Consider the following 17,244-nt stretch of genomic DNA (forward strand, 5'->3'; position numbering starts at 1 on the left):
TCAGGTGCGTACGCGCGCGGGGGCCAGTCGCCGGAAGCCGCCGCCGTGGAACAGCAGCGCCGGCTCCTCAGCGCTCCTGTGCGCCTCCAGCACCGCACCGAGCATGATCGAGTGGTCACCGCCGTCGTGGACGGCCGTGAGCCGGCACTCCAGCCAGGCCAGCGCCCCGGCCAGGAGGGGGGCGCCCGTGTGGGGGCCCGGTGCCGCCTCGACGGCCTCGAACTCCCGGGCGCCCCGCGGACGCGAGCGGTCGGCGAACCGTCGTGCCACCGGCTCCTGGTCGGCCGACAGAACCGAGACCGCGAACGCCCCCTCGTCGAGGACCAGATCGTGCAGGGCGGCGGTGCGGGCCACACAGACCAGCACCAGGGGCGGGTCCAGCGAGACCGAGGTGAACGAGTTGGCCGTCATGCCACGCGGCTCGGCCCGTCCGGCGGTGAGCACGACGATGCCGGTCGCGAACGAGCCGAGCACGTCGCGCAGATGCCGGCGCTCTCCGGGGACCGCGGTGCCGGGGGCGCGGCCGGGCGGCGTCTGCGGGGCTGTCATCCCGTCACCTCCCGCCGGCCGCCGCGCCCTGCGGCGCCGGATCCGCGTAGGGTTCCAGCGCCCTGCGCAGTGCTTCCGGCACCTTGGTGGGGCGGGTACCGGTGTTGGGGCCGCGCATGCAGGCCACCCGCTGGCTGCCGCGGGCCACCAGGTCGCCCGGGGCGTCCCCGCCGGTCCTTACGTAGTCGAAGGTGAAACCGATCTGCGTCTGTGTCAGGTCGGTGAGACGCATCCGGATCGACAGCTCGTCGAACGCCGTGATCTCGGAGAAGAACTCGCAGCCCACGGAGAGCGTGAACAGCTTCAGGTCCCCCCGGATGTCCTCCAGGACCTCCGGGGCCTTCTCGCGCAGGAACATCTCACGGCACCGTCCCTGCCAGCGGACGTAGTTGACGTAGTAGACGTTGCCGACCAGGTTGGTCTCCTCGAAGCCCACCAGGTGACGCAATTCGTAGTAGGGCCGCACCTCGCGCTCTCCTTTCATCGGGGGTTTCCTCCCGTCGACATGAGGGTGAACACCGCCGGCCGCCCTGTGCGGGCGGTCCCCAGGTGTACGGAGACCGTGGCGATCCGGGCGTCACCGGCCCGCAGCGTCGTCCAGCCGTCCGCCGCGGGCACGCCGTCGGCAACGAGCTCCACACGGGCGTGGCCGTTCTTGCGCAGGCACTCGACGGCGCCCCACACCCGGGTCGCCGCGAGCGACAGGTCCTCACCGCGCTCGGCGGCGAGCAGCCGGGCCAGCGTCCAGCCGCTGTCGCCCAGCAGCCCGGACCACTCCCCCGCACCGCGTTCCTCGACCGCCTGCACGTCGCAGCCGACGGTCCGGGCCCCGGGCCCCGCCGCCACGGCGAGAGTGACGCCGGCACCGTGCGAGGCGGAGACGGCAGGGCCGCCGTCCACCTGCGGCTGCCCGTCGGGGCGGTGGCGCAGCACCACCGGCCGGCCGAGCGCCTGTCCGAGGGCGAGCGCGGTACGGGCGCGGCGCGCCGCCGTGCCGTCCTCCGCGCCGTCGCCGTCCGGGCGGACGGCGACCCGCAGGGGGGCCGGGAGGAGGGTTCCGGTCCGGCGTTCCAGGTAGGGGCCGAGGAGTGCGGGGAGCCACGGGCCGGAGCCGTTCGTCTTGCGGACGGCCTTGAGCACCAGGCCCTCCCAGCGCTCCAGCGGAGCGCCGTCGGCGGCGCGCACGTCGAGGTCGTAGACGTACGTGTCGCCGTCACGTGAGCGCTCCACGGCGTGCAGGACGGCGGTCCCGGCAGCGCACGCCGCGGCCGGGTCGGCGAGGTGCAGCCGCTCGACGCCGACGGGCAGCAGGGTGGCGTCCGGAACGCACGCCTGGAGGGAGTGCATCAGGGCGTCCCGCGTGCCGGGGTCGGCGAGCACCAGGTCCGGCGGGAGGAAGCCGGCGAACCACTGGGCGGTGGCGGCGGTGGAGATCTCGGCGGTGCACTCCTTCGCCGCGAAATGCCGGTAGCGCGTCAGGCGCTGGAACCGGGCCCCCTGGAAGAGGACGCCGCCGTACATGTCCCGGGCGGGATCGAGGAGAGGCGCGGGCGCGGCCCCGTCGGCGTCCGGAGTGCCCCGGTACCGGGCGCGTGCCGGTTCCGGCCGGTCGCCCGCGTCGTTCCTCCCGTGCCCGTGTGGCGCCCCATCCCCGTACCGCAGCACCGCACGGAAGTGGTCGGCGCGGAAGCCGGTCTCCTCGCTGCGGATCACGGCTCGGACGGTGTCGGGGCCGGTGACCAGTACGGCGACCCGGATGGTCGTCTCACCGTCCGGGGGCACCGCGACCGGGCGCAGGAACTCCGCGTCCTCCAGCACCGGGGTCTCCGCGCGGCCGGTGAGCGCCGCCCCGGCCTGCGCCATCGCCTCCATGCCAAGCACGGCCGGGAACAGCTGGGTCCCGTCCAGGAGGTGGTCGGCGAGGTAGGGGTCCGTGGCGGCGGACAGCACGGAGTCGGCCACGAGTTCGACGCCCGGGTAGTGCGCCCGGACCCGGTCGGTGAACCGCAGCAGGGGCATCTCCGGCGTGTCGAGTGTGATCGTCGGCAGCCCGGCGGCGCGACCCATGACGACGGCCGAATCCGGGGTGTCCGGGTCGGCGAGCAGGCTCCGCAGCATCGCGACGCCCTCGTCGGCGGGGACCGGATCGATGCCCTCGCGGACGAGCGATTCGAGCACGCCCAGCCGCTCCCCCATCCCGGCCCCGGACCACACGGACCACTCCAGCGTCACGCACCGGCAGCCCGGGAGGTCCGCCCGCACCCGGCCGACCAGCTCGGTGAGCCAGTCGTTGGCCGTGGCGTAGTCGGCCTCGCCCCGCAGGCCGGCCCGGCCGATGATGCTGCCGAACGCCACGAGCAGCCGCAGGTCCCCCGGGTCGACGGCGGCCAGCACCGCCTCCAGCCCGGTGAGTTTGACGGCCAGGGTCCGGCGGAACGACGTCTCGTCGAGGGCGGTCAGCGCGCGCGGCTCGTTGCGGCCCGCGCCATGCAGCACGGCGGTGACGGGCCCGAGGGCCTCGCGGACCTCCCGTACGGCCTTCCGGACCTCCTCGGGGGTGGTGACATCGGCGCGGACGTAGCGGAAGGAGATTCCGGCGGCGGCCATCCGTCCGAGGTTGGCGGCGAGTTCGCCGTCCTCCTCCGGTGCGGAGCGGCCCAGCAGGCCGACCGCGCACCCCGTCTCCCGGGCCAGGGAGAGCGCGCACTCGGCGGTGATGCCTTTGCCGCCACCGGTGACGAGGAGGACGTCGCCGTTGCCCAGCGGCAGCGGCCCGGGGGTTGCCGCGGCAGGCGGCAGGGCACGCAGTACCGGCACGCAGCGCGTCCCGTCCTCGTCGTAGTGCACCTCGCTGAACTCCGACGTGGCCGCCACGTCGGCGACGAGGCGGGAGACCAGGCCGACCGCGCCGGGGGCCGCCACCGGCAGGGTGACGGCGGTGACGGCGATGGACGGGGCTTCCAGGTGGAGGGTCTTGGCGAGACCCGCCGGACCGCGCCGGTCGCCGACGGCGACGAACCGGGTGGCGGAGGCGAGCGCGGTGCGCGCCGCGGCGAGCATCAGCCCGGCGTGCCCCTCGTCGCAGTCCGGCGGCAGGCAGAGCAGTACGCCGCCGCCGAGCCCGGCAGAGCGCAGAGCCTCGGCGAGCGGCCCGGCCAGCGGGTGGTCCTCGCTCGCGAAGACCGTCCACGCGCCCTCCCCCGATGCCCCGCGCGGTCGGCCGGGCTCGGCCGGGACGAGGTCGACGGCGAAGGCGCGCACCCAGGGCGCGACGCCCTCCGCGTCGGGCCGGCGGCCGGCCTCGCCGGGGAGCGCGGTGCCGGACAGCCCGTCGAGCATCTCGGCCAGTTCCGCCAGCGTGGCGGTGGCGAAGGCCGAGGTCGTCACGGGGGTGTCGATGCCCAGCTCGCGGACGGCCTCGTTCATGATCTGGCCGACGGTGATGGAGCTGAGGTGCAGCTCGTCCAGTGGGTTGGTGTCCGGGGAGACGGCCTCGGGCGGCAGCTCGGCGCGCTGGGCGGCGAGCCGCAGCAGCACCTCCAGGCTGCCCGCCGCCCCGCCGACGGCGGTCGGCGGGGCGTCCACGGGCTCCTCGGCCGGGCCGGGCAGCGCCGGTTTCCCTGCAGTCGCGGCGGGCGGTACGTCCTCCGCAGGCGCCGATTCGCACGGACTGGCGAAGAACCGGAACTCCTTGTCGAGCGGCAGGGGGCGGGTGAACCGGTCCTCGAACAGGGCCTCGTGCCGTACCGGCGCGCCGAGCGCCCAGGCCGCGGCGGCGGCCTGGAAGAGGCCGGCCAGGCTGGGGCCTCCCGCGTCCAGGGAGATCACGGGGACGTCGGCGGCCTCGGCGGCGAGACCGGACAGGATGCGGCCGGGCCCCACCTCCAGCAGCAGGTCGCTCTCGGCGGCGAGCGCCGACACCGCCTCGGTGAAGCGGACCGGTGCGAGCACCTGACGGGTCAGCAGCCCGGCGGCCTCGGTGGAACGGTCGAGCGGCCCTCCGGTGACGGTGGAGAACACGCGCCGGTCGAGCGGGGCGAACTCCTCCTTCGCCAGGTGTTCGGCGAAGGCCCGCGCAGCGGGAGCGACGGCGGGTGAGTGGAACGCGTGCGAGACGTTGATCCGCTGGGTGTCCAGCCCCTGCCCGGCGGCCCGCCCGCAGACCCGGTCGACGGCCGCCGCCGGGCCCGAGACCACCGTCTGGCGGGGGCCGTTGTATCCCGCGATCACCACGGGCTCGCCGTCCAGCAGGGGCTCGACGGCGGCGGGCCCGGCGGCGATACCGGCCATGGCGCCGCCGCCGTCGCTCGCCAGGGCCATCACCCGGCCACGCGCCGCGGCCGTCCGGAGCAGCACTGTCTCGTCCATGGCCCCGCCCCAGTGCAGGGCGGTCAGTTCGCCGAGGCTGTGGCCGGCCGACGCGGCGGCCTGGATGCCGAGTGCGGCGAGCACCCGCAGTCCCGCGGCAGACGCGGTGGTGATGCGGCGCTGGGCGACTTCGGTGGACACCTGATCGCCGGAGGCGGGCAGGTGCTGGGCACGGTAGAGGTCGTCGACCGTGGCGAACCGGCGGCGGAGCGCACCGCCGTCCCCGCCGCGCCCTGCGCCCTGGCCGGGGAAGAGGAACCCGATCCGGGGCGGCTGCCCGCCCCGGTCGCCGAGGAACAGCCCGGCGGCCGGGTCCACGACGGAACGGGCGCCGTCGTCGATTCGGGCGAGCAGGTCCGTCAAGCGCTCTTCCGCCTGCTCGGGTGAGGCCGCGACGACGGCGGCGCGGATCCGGCGTCCCGCCAGTCCGGCTTGCAGGGTGGTGGCGAGGTCGCCGAGTTCGGCGTAGGACAGACGCCCGGCGAAGGCGGCCAGCCGAGCGAGCCGGCCACACAGCTCGGACGTGTCCTCGGCGTCGACGAGCAGCAGCTCGCAATCCTGGCACGAGCGCATCAGCCGCACCGCCGACCGGGGCAGCGCGGTGCGGCGCACACCGTCGGCGTGCTCGACGACGACGTGCGCGTTGATCCCGCCGAAGCCCATGGAGGAGACCCCGGCCCGCACCGGCAGGCCGTCCGGCCACGGCTCGGCCTCGGCCGGGACCCGCAGCGCGGGGCGCTCGCCGGTGAGTTCGGGATGCGGGTCGACGTGCCCGGTGGCGGGCGGGATGACCTGGTGGCGTACGGCGAGCACGGCCTTGAGGAGCCCGGCGATGCCCGCGGCCGCCTTGGTGTGCCCGAAGTTGCCCTTCACGGTGCCGATCGCGCCGGGCGGGGCGTCCGGGTCGGCGGCGCGCCGGGCCTCGGTGAAGGCGCGCAGCTCGGTGGCGTCCCCCACGGCGGTGCCCGTTCCGTGGCCCTCCAGGTAGGCGACGGTCTCCAGGCCGAACCCGGCGGAGCGGTAGGCGCGCTCAAGGGCGCGGCGGTGGCCGCCCGCCTCGGGCCGGGTGATGCCGCCGCGGCCGTCCGAGGACCAGCCCCAGCCCGCGATCGTCGCATAGCGGAAACGTCGCTGCGCGAGGGCGTCGGCATCCCGCATCAGAACCACGACGCCACACCCCTCACCCGGCCAGAAGCCGTTGGAGCCGCGGTCGTAGACGCGCATCTCCCTGGTGGCCAGCGCACCGGTCTTGGCGAAGCCGACCATCTCGAAGGGGTCGATACTGAGATCCACACCGCCCGCGATGGCGATGTCCAGCTGTCCGGAATCCAGCGCGTTGCACGCGGTGGCTATCGCGAGCAGCGAGGACGAGCAGGCGCCGTCCACGGTGAACCCGCCGCCGCCGAGGTCGAAGTGGTTGCAGACGCGTCCGGCGATGGTGTTGGCCATGCCGCCGGCCAGGCTGTCCTCGTCGATCGGCGGGAACGGCGCCTTGTACCGCTCCTCCAGCCCCGCGAGGAACGCGGCCAGGCCGGCGTCGTCCCAGCCCTGGTCGCGCAGTGCGGCGGCCACGGTGCGGCGCACGTACGGCCACCGCAGCCGCATCTGGTTGGCACGGCTGAACTCGCCGTTGAGGCTGTTGCCGATGACGGCGCCGGTGGTGGACGCCGGCAGGCCCGTCCCGCCCGGGAAGCCCGCGTCCGTCAGGGCCCGCGCGACGGTGTCCAGCGTCAGCCAGTGCGTCATGTCCGTGGCGCGGAAGGTGGACCCGGCGATGCGGTGTGCCACCCGGTCGAACTCGAAACCTTCCAGTACGGCCGCCTTTCGCGCGTAGTGGCGGTCCGGCGCGGCCGGGTCGGCGGAGTAGTAGTCCTCGTGGCGCATCCGCTCGTCCGGGATGCGGCGGAACGCGCGGCGCCCCGCGAGGACGTTCTGCCACAGCTGCTCGGGGGTGTCCGCGTCGGGGTAGCGGCAGGCGATGCCGACGACGGCGATGGGGGCTCTGCGGTCGTTCACGCGGTCACCGCCTCGGTCGTGGACGCCCGCTCCCGGCGGCGGCGCGCCAGGTGCGCGACCCACCAGCCGGCGCCGCGCAGGCCGCAGACGATCGTGGTCGCGAAGAACAGGGTGTAGACGACGTTGAAGACCATCAGGACGCCGTACACCAGTGCTACGCCGGCGCCGAAGACGAACTGGTCGCGGGGCCGGGCGGGTGTCGTCCCGGGATCGCTGATCATGTAGTTGGTGAACAGCACGAAGGCGACACCGCTCATCGGTCCGAGCGCCGAGTACACGGCGACGTCCCAGACGAAGTGGCGGATCACCGCCTGGATCACGAATCCGCCGAGCCAGCCGACGATCAGTGCCACCCGCTTCGTCAGCAGCCCGTTGATGACGGTGCCGGCGGTCACGATGATCAGCGGGACGGCAACCCGGAAGAAGGTGTTGGCGTGCTCCGTGAACTGGTACGGCGGTGCGATGCTGAACCACGAGCCGAAGCACAGCAGCGTCACCGTGATGCCCAGGTTGGACGGGTTCATGTAGTGCCGCATCCGGCCGCCGATCGGGGCCTGCAGCACGTATTTGCCGCCGACACCGACGACCACGCCGAACAGGATGGGCAGCAGCTGGTCGTTGCCGTACGTGAGCATGTTGACGGCGAGCGCGGTGATGTGGGACGGCAGCAGGAACTCGTACAGCCCCCGTACGCCCCGTCCGAGGTAGCGCGGCGGGCGCCGGTGCGCCCATGCGGTCAGCGATTCGAGGGCGATCTCGACGGCGTAACCAATCACGACGGCGATGACGGGCCAGATCCAGGGCTGCTCGAAGCCGAGCAGTGTGTAGCCGAAGATGTTGAGGACGCTGATCGAGAGGGCGAAGTTGCGGAGCGCGAGGTAGCGCGCGTCGGGTTTGCCGGCGGGCGGCGCCGTGGTGGCCCGCCGTGCCTGGCCTGCCGGGGGGTGAGCGACCGTTGCGGTCATCGGGCCGGAACCTCCTGGGCGTCACCGGTGAGCATGAGCGTGTGGGTACCGGGGGCGAGTTGTCGGGTCTGCTGGTGGATGCCGCCGTGCGCGTCGCGCCACTGGAGGTGCACGGTCACGGGGCCGTCGTGGGAACCGAGGCCGAACCGCACGTCGAAGCTGCGGTAGCCGCCGTGCCCGCCGCCCCCGTCGAGCTGGGCGGTCTCGGTCCCGGCGGAGGTGGTGACGCGGACGGAGGCGTTGTACGCGGGAGCCCCGGCACCGGCCAGGCCACCGGCCTTCGCGTCCTCGCCCGCGGCGGGCCGGACCAGGTGCAGCGTCAGGTGCTCGCCGACCTTCGGGGCGGTGTTGGCGTAGAACGCGGGCGGGCCCCACTGGCGGGCGACGGCGAAGTCGAGACGCCCGGTGCCGGTGGTGTCTCCGGTGGCCAGCGCGCGGGTCGGCGTCTTGACGGCGAGGCCGAGCTGCTCGCTCACGTTGGCGAACTTCCCGCCCGTGGTACGGACGTAGAAGGCCAGGGCGTCGTCGCCGGCGATGTCGTCACCCGGCTGCACATGGGGCCACATCGCGGGGTTGGAGAGCAGGTTGTCGTTGGTCATGGCCATCTCCTGCAGCCATGGCCAGCGGTCGGTCTTCCCCTTGACGAAGCCGTCGGCCTGCACGACCGCCTGCTTGCCGTCGTTGAGGAAGTCGCCCGTCTTCACGTCCCAGTTCCAGCCGGTCCAGGCGAGCCCGTACCTCTCCGCCTCCTGTTTGAACGGAGCGGTGCCGGAGCCGAGCGCGTCGCGCATCTCCTTCTCGTTCTTCGTCCGGTTCTTCCAGACGAAGTTGGACTCCTCCAGGCCCCACGCCGCGGTGATGTTGCTGACCACCATGTCGAAGCGGCCGGTGTGGTCGAGGTCGGTGAACTCGGCCCCCATGCCCTTGAAGGAGTCGTTGCCGAGCGCGAACGACTTCGCGGTGTCGGGATCACGCTCGCCCTTGGCCTCCGTGAGCCGTATGCGGCCCGGAGTGGAGCGGTTGTACAGAAGGTGGTCGGGCCCGAAGTCGTTGGCGATGTAGAGCTCGTGACGGGCGTCGCCGGTGAGGTCGGCGCCCGCGATGGCGAGGGTCCAGCCGGTGGACACGTCGTAGGGAAGCGCCTCGCGTTCCTCCGTGTAGGAGGCGGTCGGCGAGGTTCCGGTGGTGGCGCCGGTCCAGCGCAGCACGCGGTCACCGCCGGCGTTCTTGGCCCTGGACAAGGAGTCGTTCATCACGACGTTCTTCAGCCCGTCCGGGTCGAGTACGTCGGAGTCGGGGAAGTAGTTGCCGATGACGATGTCGGGGTGGCCCTCGCCGTCGAGGTCGCCGACGTACACCGTGTCCGTGTTCCAGCGCGGCCCGTTGTACTTCCCGTCGGTGGACTCCGACGACACCAGCTCACGGGGCGTGTAGGCGCGCCGCGAGGGCGTCTTCGCATCCGAGCGGGCCAGGAAGAGGACCGGCGTGCGGCCCCAGTAGGTGGCCAGGATGTCCATGCGCCCGTCGGCGTTGAAGTCACCGAAGGTGCACCCGGTGGGCGCCATGGCCCGGTCCATCGGCAGCGGCGCGGGGTCGAGGGTGAACGGGGTGAAGCGGTCGGCGGCGGGGGCGGTCGGCGTGTAGGTGACGATCACCTGGTCGGTGCGGGTGTCGACGACGCACATGCCGTCGGCCCGGCCGTTCCCGGTGATGTCGTTGAGGGCGATGCTCGCGCCCACCGACGAGATCCAGGAACGGATTTTCTCGTACGCCGGATTGACGACGCGGACCGAACGTTTGGGCAACCGGTCGTAGCCCGGCGGCATGGCAATGGGCATTTCCTTGAAGCCGTACTTCTTCGCGGCCTGGTCACCGTCGGGCGCCGCGACCGACTCGCGGGTGGCGAAGAACAACGATGCGGCGACAAGGACCATCACCAGTCCCGGCACCATTCTGCGAATCCGCCTGCGGTATGCCACAGCGGTCCTCCTTCTCGAATGAAGCTGCTGTTCACCGAGCGCAGCACGTTCCTGTACTCGCGGGCGTCCCGCCGGACCGGGCTGCCGGGTCAGGCCTGACGCACGCTCACGCGGCACGAAAGGTGTTCGGCCGCCATCGTCACCCGCAGGCCGCTTCGGAAGGTTCTCGGAAAATGCGTTGGCGCACCGGACCCGTGCGCCTCGAACGCAATGCACGAGATGCCGCGGGGTTTCCCGCGGTGCCACGGTCTGTTCATGACCGAATACCGCTGTGGGACGAACTCGCGGGGCAGGGAATCGGATTCTCCCGCTGAACTCGTCCGGCCCGGCTCGATTCAGGAAGGCTTCGCCGCCCAGCTCGCACGGTCGCCGGACGCGCCGGCGGTCTCCGCACCGCACACGTGCCTGACCTACCGGCAACTGGACGAACGGGCCGGCCGGCTCGCCCGGCTGCTGGCCGACTCCGGGGTCGGGCCGGAAACGCCGGTAGCGGTGCTGATGGAGCGCTCCGCCGACCTGGTCGTGGCGACGCTCGCCGTGCTCAAGTCGGGCGGCTACTACGTACCGTTGCACCTTGCCCATCCCCCGGAACGGCTGCGCCGGATCATGGCGCACCACGGCAGCCCTCTCCTGCTCACGGACGAGGCCGGTTCCCGGCGCGGTGTGCGGGCGTCCCGGACCGTCGTCGTCGGCCCCGGCCACGAGCTCCCGGACCGCTCCGGCCCCCCTCCGCAGCCGCCCGCCGACCCCGACCAGCTCGCCTACGTCATCCACACGTCGGGATCGACCGGCGAGCCGAAGGGCGTAGCCGTCGCGCAACGGGACGTGCTGGCGCTCGTCCACGACAGCTGCTGGGAGGCGTCCCACCACGAGCGCGTGCTCATGCTGGCGCCGTACGCCTTCAACGTCTCCACCTACGAACTGTGGGTCCCGCTCCTGCGCGGCGGGCAGATCGTCGTGCCGCCGCCCGGGGACCTCACGGCCGGGGCCCTCCGCGATCTCATCGCACGGGAGCGCGTCACCGGGCTCCACGTCACCGCCGGGCTGTTCCGGGTGCTGGCCGAGGAGAGCCCCGAGGTCTTCGCGGGTGTACGACAGGTGCTCACGGGCGGCGACACGATCGCGCCCGGCGCCGTCCAGACCGTACTGGACGCGCACCCCGGCCTCGTGGTGCGGGCCATGTACGGGGCGACGGAGGCGACGGTCTTCAGCACGCACTCGGCGATGACCGCGCCGTACCGGGCAGGCACGACGGTCTCCGTCGGGCGGCCGATGGACGGGGTGCGCCTGCACGTGCTCGACAGCCGGCTCCGGCCCGTCCCGGCCGGGGAGGTCGGCGACGTGTACCTCTCGGGGCGGGGCCTGGCCCGGGGGTACGCAGGCCGCCCCGGCCCGACCGCCGAGCGGTTCGTCGCCAATCCCTTCGGCCCGCCCGGCGCGCGCATGTACCGCACCGGCGATCTGGGCCGGCTGTCCCCCGAGGGAACACTCGATGTCGTCGGCCGGGCCGGGGACCTCGTCAAGATAGCCGGGTACCGCGTCGAGCCGGGTGAGGTGGAGGCCGTCCTGGCCGGGCACCCCTCGGTACGGCACGCCGCGGTGACCGCCCGGGACGCGGGCCCGGCCGGCACCCGGCTCGTCGCCTACGTCGTCACGGACGGGCCATCCGTCGACTCCGGGGCGCTGCGCGCCCACCTCCTGGGCGCCGTACCGGACTTCATGATCCCGTCCGCCTTCGTCCCGGTGCCCGGTCTGCCCCTGACACCCAACGGAAAGGTGGACCGCCGGGCCCTCCCGGAACCGGAGTTCGCGAGCGGGCGGGCCTACCGGCCGCCGTCCACCGACACGGAGAAGGAACTGTGCGCGCTCTTCGCCGACGTGCTCGGCGTCGAGCGGGTCGGACTCGACGACAGCTTCTTCGACCTGGGCGGCCAGTCGCTGTCGGCGATGCGTCTGATCAGCCGCATCCGCGGTCGCCACGGCGTCGACCTGACCGTGGGCGAGTTCTTCGACATGCCGACACCGGCCGAACTCGACCGGCTGCTGGCCGGCCGGAAGGAGGGGTGAGATGACCGGCCCGTTCGACACCGACGACGGTGGCTGCCTGGTCCTGGTCAACGACGAGGGACAGCACTCGCTGTGGCCCTCGGCGATCGGCGTACCGGAGGGGTGGACCACCGCGCACGGCCCCGCCAGCCGCCGCTCCTGCCTCGACCACGTGAACGCCCACTGGACCGACCTGCGGCCCCGCAGCCTCGTGAACCGGCAGCAACACCACCACAAGGGAGGAACGTCATGACGCCGACCGAGAGCCCCCTCGGGCGCCTCGGACTGGACCACGTCCGGCTGGTGGTCACCGACCTGGACGCGGCGACGCGCTGGCTGGCCGACGGGTACGGGCTCGCCGTCCACGCCCGGGACGCCGGACGCACGCGCGCCGTACGCTCCGTAGGTCTCGGTTCCGGCTCCATCCGGCTGGTGCTCTCACAGCCGCTCGACGCGGACACACCGCAGGCCGCGTTCGTCGGGCGGCACGGTGACGGGGTCGCCGACATCGCGTTCCGGGTCGACGACGCCGGTGCCGCCTTCGGCCTGGCGGTGTCGCGCGGGGCCCGGCCGGTGGCGGAGCCGACGTACCGCGGCGGCGTCACGACGGCGGCGGTCGCGGGCGTCGGCGACCTGGTGCACACCTTCGTCGAACGCCCGCCGGAGCTCGACGCGCGCACGCTCCCGGACCTCGTGCCCGCGCCCCCGGCGGCCGTCGGCCGCGGCCTCGCCACCCTCGACCATGTGGCCATCTGTGTCCCGCCGGGCCGCATACGCGCCGCCACGGAGTTCTACCGGAACGTCCTCGGCTTCGGCCTGATCTTCACCGAGCGCCTCGCCGTCGGCAGCCAGGGCATGACCACCGAGGTCGTCCAGAGCCCGTCCCGGGAGGTCACCCTCACACTGATAGAGCCCGACGCCTCGCTCCGGCGCAGCCACGTCGACGCGTTCGTGGAGGACCATGGGGGCGCCGGCGTGCAGCACCTCGCGTTCTCGACCGACGACATCGTACGGACCGTCGGCGACATCGCCTCGCGGGGCATCCGGTTCATGGGCACACCGGACTCCTACTACGACGGCCTCCCCTCCCGGCTCACGCCCGCCCGCCACTCCGAGGCCGAGCTGCGCCGACACCGGATCCTGGTCGACCAGGACCACGAAGGACAGCTCTTCCAGATCTTCGCGCGCTCCGTCCATCCGCGGAACACCCTGTTCCTGGAGGTGATCGAGCGCCTCGGCGCCCGGGGATTCGGCAGCGGCAACATCAAGGCGCTGTACCGGGCGGCAGAAGCGGAGCGTGCGGGCAGTCCGGAGGCCACACGATGACGCTCCGCGCCCGTACCCCGGGCCGCGACCGGGAGTTCCGCGACGCCGTGGAACGGCTGAGGGTCCCGGGCATGGGCACGGAGGCGGTCGCTCCCCTGCTCGCGAACCTGGTCCACTTGCTCCGGCCCCACCGGGTCCTGGAGGTCGGCATGGGATACACGACGCCGTTCCTCGCCAGGGCGCTGTCGGAGGTCGAGGAGCTGATCGCGGAGGAGGCCACCGGGCTGGCCCGGAAGACCGCGCCCTATCTCCACGAGGGGCGCGCGCTCGACGACGCGTGGGTAGACGCCGAGCCCGCTCTCCTCGTGCCGTCCTCCTACCGGGAGCCCTATCAGCCGCGGCTCGTCGCCGTCGACGACCTGTCCATGCCGGACTCCTCGGCGGGCCGGGTCGGCGAAGTGCTGAGCACGTTCGGGCTCGAAGACCTGGTGACGATCGTCAACGCCGACCTGCGTTCGTGCGTACCGCTCCTCCCGGACGATCTGGTGCCCGTCGACCTCGCCTGGGTGGACGCCTGGGACTGCCTGTACTTCTTCGAGGAGTGCTGGGACCTGGTCAATCCCGACGGCGGCGTCGTCGCCCTGCACTACCTGATGACCTACCCCGAAGGCGAGGCGGTCCTGGACTACATCGCCGAGAGCGGACGTCTGCGCCCCGGGGAGTTCGAGTTCCTGAACCTTCTGGAAGACCACAAACTGCGCCAGAACAGCCTGACCCTGCTGCGCCGCACCTCCGGCTGCACCCCGCGCCGGTACTCCGACGTGGGCCTCCGCCCGCTGCTGGACGGACCGGTCCGGGAGGACGCGTACTTCCTCGCACAGGCACTGGACGAAGGTGAGGAGAACCATGGCTGACGCCGCGACGGACCGGGGCAGGGACACTCCGGCCCACTCCTTCCTCGGCGCGGGCACCCGTGCCGCCGACACGGCGCTCGCGCGCCTTACTGCCGCCGTCTGGGAGGACGGGCTGGCGAAGGCGGAGGCCGCGCCGTCGGCCGCCGTCCTCGTGGACGCCCTGGAGCGGCTGCCCCCGCACCTCCTCGGCCGCGCCCTCGTCCTCCTGGGTCTGCTCGCCGGGGCCGACGGGCCCGGCGCCCCGGACGCGTACAGCGAGGTCCGCAAGGGCCTCGGAACCTGCCTCGGCCTCCTGGAGAGGGCCCGCGGCGACGATCCGCTCACGCACGCGCTGCTGTACGTCGTCTCCCACTTCCCCGAGGACCGGACCCGGATCCTGGACCGGGTCGGCGCCCTCGGCCTCGCGGAGGACGTCTCCTCCCGGCTCCGCCGCTGCCTGCGGCCCCTGCTCGGGAACGAGGCGGTCATCGGCCGGGTGTGGCCGTCCCCGGCGGAGTGGAACCTCACCGACGCCGAGCGCGAGCAGGACCGCCAGTGGGTCCGGGGCCTCGGCCCGGCGCGGCTCGCGGGCGCCTACGACGGTGACACACGGATGCTCCTCGGGTACACCGGGGCCCTCGCGTACTGGGCCGTACGCCACGGCATGCCGCGCCAGGTCCACGACGCGCGGGCGCCACGCCCGTACTCGGCACCGGCCGGCCCGGCGGCCTGGCACCGGCACACCGCCGTCCTGCGCTGTCCGTGCTGCGGAGGCCGGCCGTCCCCTACCGCCGACGGGCACGCCACCTGCACGGCCTGCTCGACGCGGTATCCGGCCGGCCACGGCGTCCTGGACCTGACGGCCCCGGTCAGGGACGACGCCGACCCCGCCGACGTCCTGCGGAACGCCGCCACCATGGAATCCGTCGGGCACTACTACGAGACGGTGCTGCGGCCGGGCTTCCTGCGGCTCATGGGCGGCAACTGGGCGGGAACCGTCGCCCCGGCGGACGAGGACGCCTACATCGCCGTGCACACCCGCCCCGCGGACGGGCCGGTGCTGGACCTCGCCGCGGGGGCCGGCCGGTGGACCGGCGTGCTCGCGGAAGCGGTCGGCGCCGAGCGGCTGTTCGCCCTGGACCTCAACCCGTCGATGCTGCACTGGCTGCGGGGCACGGTGCCCGGGGCCGCCGCCGTCCGCGCCGACGCCCTCTCGCTGCCCTTCGACAGCGGCTCGCTCGGTGCGGTCAACTGCTGGAACGCCCTCCAGGCCATGCCGGACCCGGCCGCCGTGGTCGCCGAGGCGGCCCGGTGCCTGCGGCCGGAAGGGACGCTCACCCTCATGACGTTCCGAGAGGCCGACGACCCGGTCGACCGCTACTTCCAGCGGTCGTTCCGCGGCCCCGGATTCCCCGACGGCATGCCGCTCGGCGGCCTCGCCGACATCACGGCGTGGGTCACCGGCGCCGGTCTCGGCCTTCTCGACACCTCCACCCCCGGGAACTTCGTGATGATCACCGCGAGGCGTCCGGGCTGAACGACCACCGCAATCCGCGAGATGCCGGCCCGGCGGTCGACGAGCGACCGTCGGGTCGGCCCATGGGACGGAGACGGGAGACGAGGAACATGCCCGACAGCACCGGGGCGCCGGCCGCGCCCACCACCATCACCGCGGACGACCCGCGGTACCCCAACCTGGTCGAGAGCTACAACCACCGCTTCGTCGGACGGCCCGAGGCCATCCGCTTCGCCCGGTCGACCGCCGAGGTGGTGTCGGTCGTCGAGTCGGCCGTCGCCGCGGGCCGGCGGATCGCGGTCCGCAGCGGCGGCCACTGCTTCGAGGACTTCACCTCCTCGCCCGAGGTCCGCGTACTGCTCGATCTGTCCCCCATGAACGCCGTCGGCTTCGACGAGCGGATGCGGGCGTTCAGTGTCGAGGCGGGAGCGACGCTCGGTGACGTCTACCGCGCGCTGTACACCTTCTGGGGCGTCACCGTGCCCGGCGGCACCTGCTTCGGGGTCGGGGCGGGCGGACACTTCTCCGCCGGCGGCTACGGCCACCTCTCGCGCCGCGACGGGCTGATCGTCGACCACCTCTGCGCCGTCGAGGTCGTGGTCGTCGACGCGTCCGGCCGCGCGCGGACCGTCGTGGCCACCCGGGACGCCGACGATCCCCACCGTGGCCTGTGGTGGGCGCACACCGGGGGCGGCGGCGGCAGCTTCGGCGTGGTCACCCGCTACTGGCTCCGCACGCCGGATCGGGACCCGGACGGCGCCCCTTCGTCCCTGCTGCCGGCCGCGCCCACCCGTATGCGCCGACGCGTCGTCATGTGGCCCTGGGACGGCATGACAAAACGTTCGTTCACCGCATTGCTCCGCAACTACTGCGGCTGGTACGAGGACCACACCCGCCCGGACTCCCCCGCGGCGAACCTGTGGAACAACCTCATCGTGCCGCACCGGAGTGCACAGACGTTCGGCATGACCGCGGTACTCGACGACGACACACCGGGCTCGGCCGCACTGCTGGACGAGCAGTTCGACCGGATCACCGACGGGGTGGGCGTCGCCCCGGTGACGGACGAACTGGACGTCGTGCCCTGGTGGAGCTCGTGGATGCCCTCGTACGACTGGCCCAGCGATCCCCACGGGCGCTACAAGAACAAGGCCGGTTATCTGCGCCGGGGATTCACCGAGCGGCAGCTCGACGTGCTCCACCGCTTCCTGGGCGAGCAGGACTGCCCCACGCCCGCGGGATGCCTCGTCCTGACCGGCTTCGGCGGCCGCGTCAACACCGTGCCGTCCGGCGCGACCGCGACCGCCCAGCGCGACTCCATCCTCAAGGCCTCGTACAGCACCGGCGTCTGGCGGTCGGCGGAGCAGGACGCCGCCAACATCGCCTGGGTCCGCGCGTTCTACCGGGAGATGTACGCCGACACCGGCGGCGTACCCGTGCCCGGCGGCACCGCCGACGGCTCCTACATCGGCTACCCCGACGTCGACCTGGCAGACCCGGCGTGGAACACCTCCGGCGTCCCCTGGCACGACCTGTACTTCAAGGACAACTACCCCCGCCTGCAGGCCGTCAAGCTGCGCTACGACCCGCGCGACGTGTTCCGGCACGCCTTGTCGGTCCGCCTGCCCGCGTGAACACCCCGCCCC

11 protein-coding genes are annotated in these 17,244 nt (G+C 73.3%); 6 read left to right on the plus strand and 5 right to left on the minus strand.

Annotated features, from left to right (window positions below; translation table 11 throughout):
• Genes A6A06_RS27865 through A6A06_RS27885 form a run of 5 tightly spaced genes read right to left on the minus strand, consistent with a single transcriptional unit; the run spans window position 1 to window position 9,877 of the window.
• Entirely contained in the window at window positions 1-549 is a 549-nt protein-coding gene (locus tag A6A06_RS27865; RefSeq protein WP_073764389.1) for a flavin reductase family protein, read from the minus strand.
• 4 nt (window positions 550-553) lie between these two features.
• On the minus strand, window positions 554-1,033 hold the full coding sequence (locus A6A06_RS27870; RefSeq protein ID WP_443333788.1) for an acyl-CoA thioesterase: 480 nt from the start codon (window positions 1,031-1,033) through the stop codon (window positions 554-556).
• A complete protein-coding gene (locus tag A6A06_RS27875) occupies window positions 1,030-6,933 on the minus strand; it encodes a type I polyketide synthase (RefSeq protein ID WP_073764390.1) in 5,904 nt (1,967 codons plus the stop codon). Before A6A06_RS27875 ends, A6A06_RS27870 begins: the two co-directional genes overlap by 4 nt.
• Window positions 6,930-7,898 (minus strand): hypothetical protein, encoded by a 969-nt coding sequence (locus tag A6A06_RS42155; protein WP_073764391.1) that lies wholly within the window; start codon window positions 7,896-7,898, stop codon window positions 6,930-6,932. The genes A6A06_RS27875 and A6A06_RS42155 overlap by 4 nt, the downstream gene beginning before the upstream one ends.
• Window positions 7,895-9,877 carry a CRTAC1 family protein gene (locus A6A06_RS27885; protein ID WP_242440972.1) on the minus strand — a complete coding sequence of 661 codons (1,983 nt, stop codon included), beginning with the start codon at window positions 9,875-9,877 and terminating at the stop codon, window positions 7,895-7,897. The genes A6A06_RS42155 and A6A06_RS27885 overlap by 4 nt, the downstream gene beginning before the upstream one ends.
• A 255-nt stretch (window positions 9,878-10,132) precedes the next feature.
• Between A6A06_RS27885 and A6A06_RS27890 the strand changes: the two genes are divergently transcribed.
• The 6 genes from A6A06_RS27890 (at window position 10,133) to A6A06_RS27915 (ending at window position 17,232) form a co-directional block, all read left to right on the plus strand.
• Window positions 10,133-11,944 (plus strand): non-ribosomal peptide synthetase, encoded by a 1,812-nt coding sequence (locus A6A06_RS27890; RefSeq protein WP_079194415.1) that lies wholly within the window; start codon window positions 10,133-10,135, stop codon window positions 11,942-11,944.
• 1 nt (window position 11,945) lies between these two features.
• The gene (locus A6A06_RS27895) at window positions 11,946-12,176 is read left to right on the plus strand and encodes an MbtH family protein (RefSeq protein ID WP_073764392.1); all 231 of its coding nucleotides are present in this window, start codon (window positions 11,946-11,948) and stop codon (window positions 12,174-12,176) included.
• Window positions 12,173-13,249, plus strand: coding sequence for a 4-hydroxyphenylpyruvate dioxygenase (gene hppD / locus A6A06_RS27900; protein ID WP_073764393.1), 1,077 nt, complete (start codon window positions 12,173-12,175; stop codon window positions 13,247-13,249). The genes A6A06_RS27895 and hppD overlap by 4 nt, the downstream gene beginning before the upstream one ends.
• The gene (locus A6A06_RS27905; protein ID WP_199931196.1) at window positions 13,246-14,103 is read left to right on the plus strand and encodes a class I SAM-dependent methyltransferase; all 858 of its coding nucleotides are present in this window, start codon (window positions 13,246-13,248) and stop codon (window positions 14,101-14,103) included. Before hppD ends, A6A06_RS27905 begins: the two co-directional genes overlap by 4 nt.
• Window positions 14,096-15,619, plus strand: coding sequence for a class I SAM-dependent methyltransferase (locus tag A6A06_RS27910; protein ID WP_073764394.1), 1,524 nt, complete (start codon window positions 14,096-14,098; stop codon window positions 15,617-15,619). The genes A6A06_RS27905 and A6A06_RS27910 overlap by 8 nt, the downstream gene beginning before the upstream one ends.
• 89 nt (window positions 15,620-15,708) lie before the next feature.
• On the plus strand, window positions 15,709-17,232 hold the full coding sequence (locus tag A6A06_RS27915; RefSeq protein ID WP_073764395.1) for an FAD-binding oxidoreductase: 1,524 nt from the start codon (window positions 15,709-15,711) through the stop codon (window positions 17,230-17,232).
• The last annotated feature ends 12 nt before the right edge of the window (window positions 17,233-17,244 follow it).

The organism is Streptomyces sp. CB02923 (genome assembly GCF_001905005.1).
Taxonomy (GTDB): domain Bacteria; phylum Actinomycetota; class Actinomycetes; order Streptomycetales; family Streptomycetaceae; genus Streptomyces.

Coding starts and splice junctions, on each gene's coding strand:
- A6A06_RS42155 (WP_073764391.1), bottom strand. CDS start 7,898: ATGACCGCAACGGTCGCTCACCCCCCGGCAGGCCAGGCACGGCGGGCC.
- A6A06_RS27910 (WP_073764394.1), top strand. CDS start 14,096: ATGGCTGACGCCGCGACGGACCGGGGCAGGGACACTCCGGCCCACTCC.
- hppD (WP_073764393.1), top strand. CDS start 12,173: ATGACGCCGACCGAGAGCCCCCTCGGGCGCCTCGGACTGGACCACGTC.
- A6A06_RS27895 (WP_073764392.1), top strand. CDS start 11,946: ATGACCGGCCCGTTCGACACCGACGACGGTGGCTGCCTGGTCCTGGTC.
- A6A06_RS27905 (WP_199931196.1), top strand. CDS start 13,246: ATGACGCTCCGCGCCCGTACCCCGGGCCGCGACCGGGAGTTCCGCGAC.
- A6A06_RS27915 (WP_073764395.1), top strand. CDS start 15,709: ATGCCCGACAGCACCGGGGCGCCGGCCGCGCCCACCACCATCACCGCG.
- A6A06_RS27865 (WP_073764389.1), bottom strand. CDS start 549: ATGACAGCCCCGCAGACGCCGCCCGGCCGCGCCCCCGGCACCGCGGTC.
- A6A06_RS27890 (WP_079194415.1), top strand. CDS start 10,133: ATGACCGAATACCGCTGTGGGACGAACTCGCGGGGCAGGGAATCGGAT.
- A6A06_RS27870 (WP_443333788.1), bottom strand. CDS start 1,033: ATGAAAGGAGAGCGCGAGGTGCGGCCCTACTACGAATTGCGTCACCTG.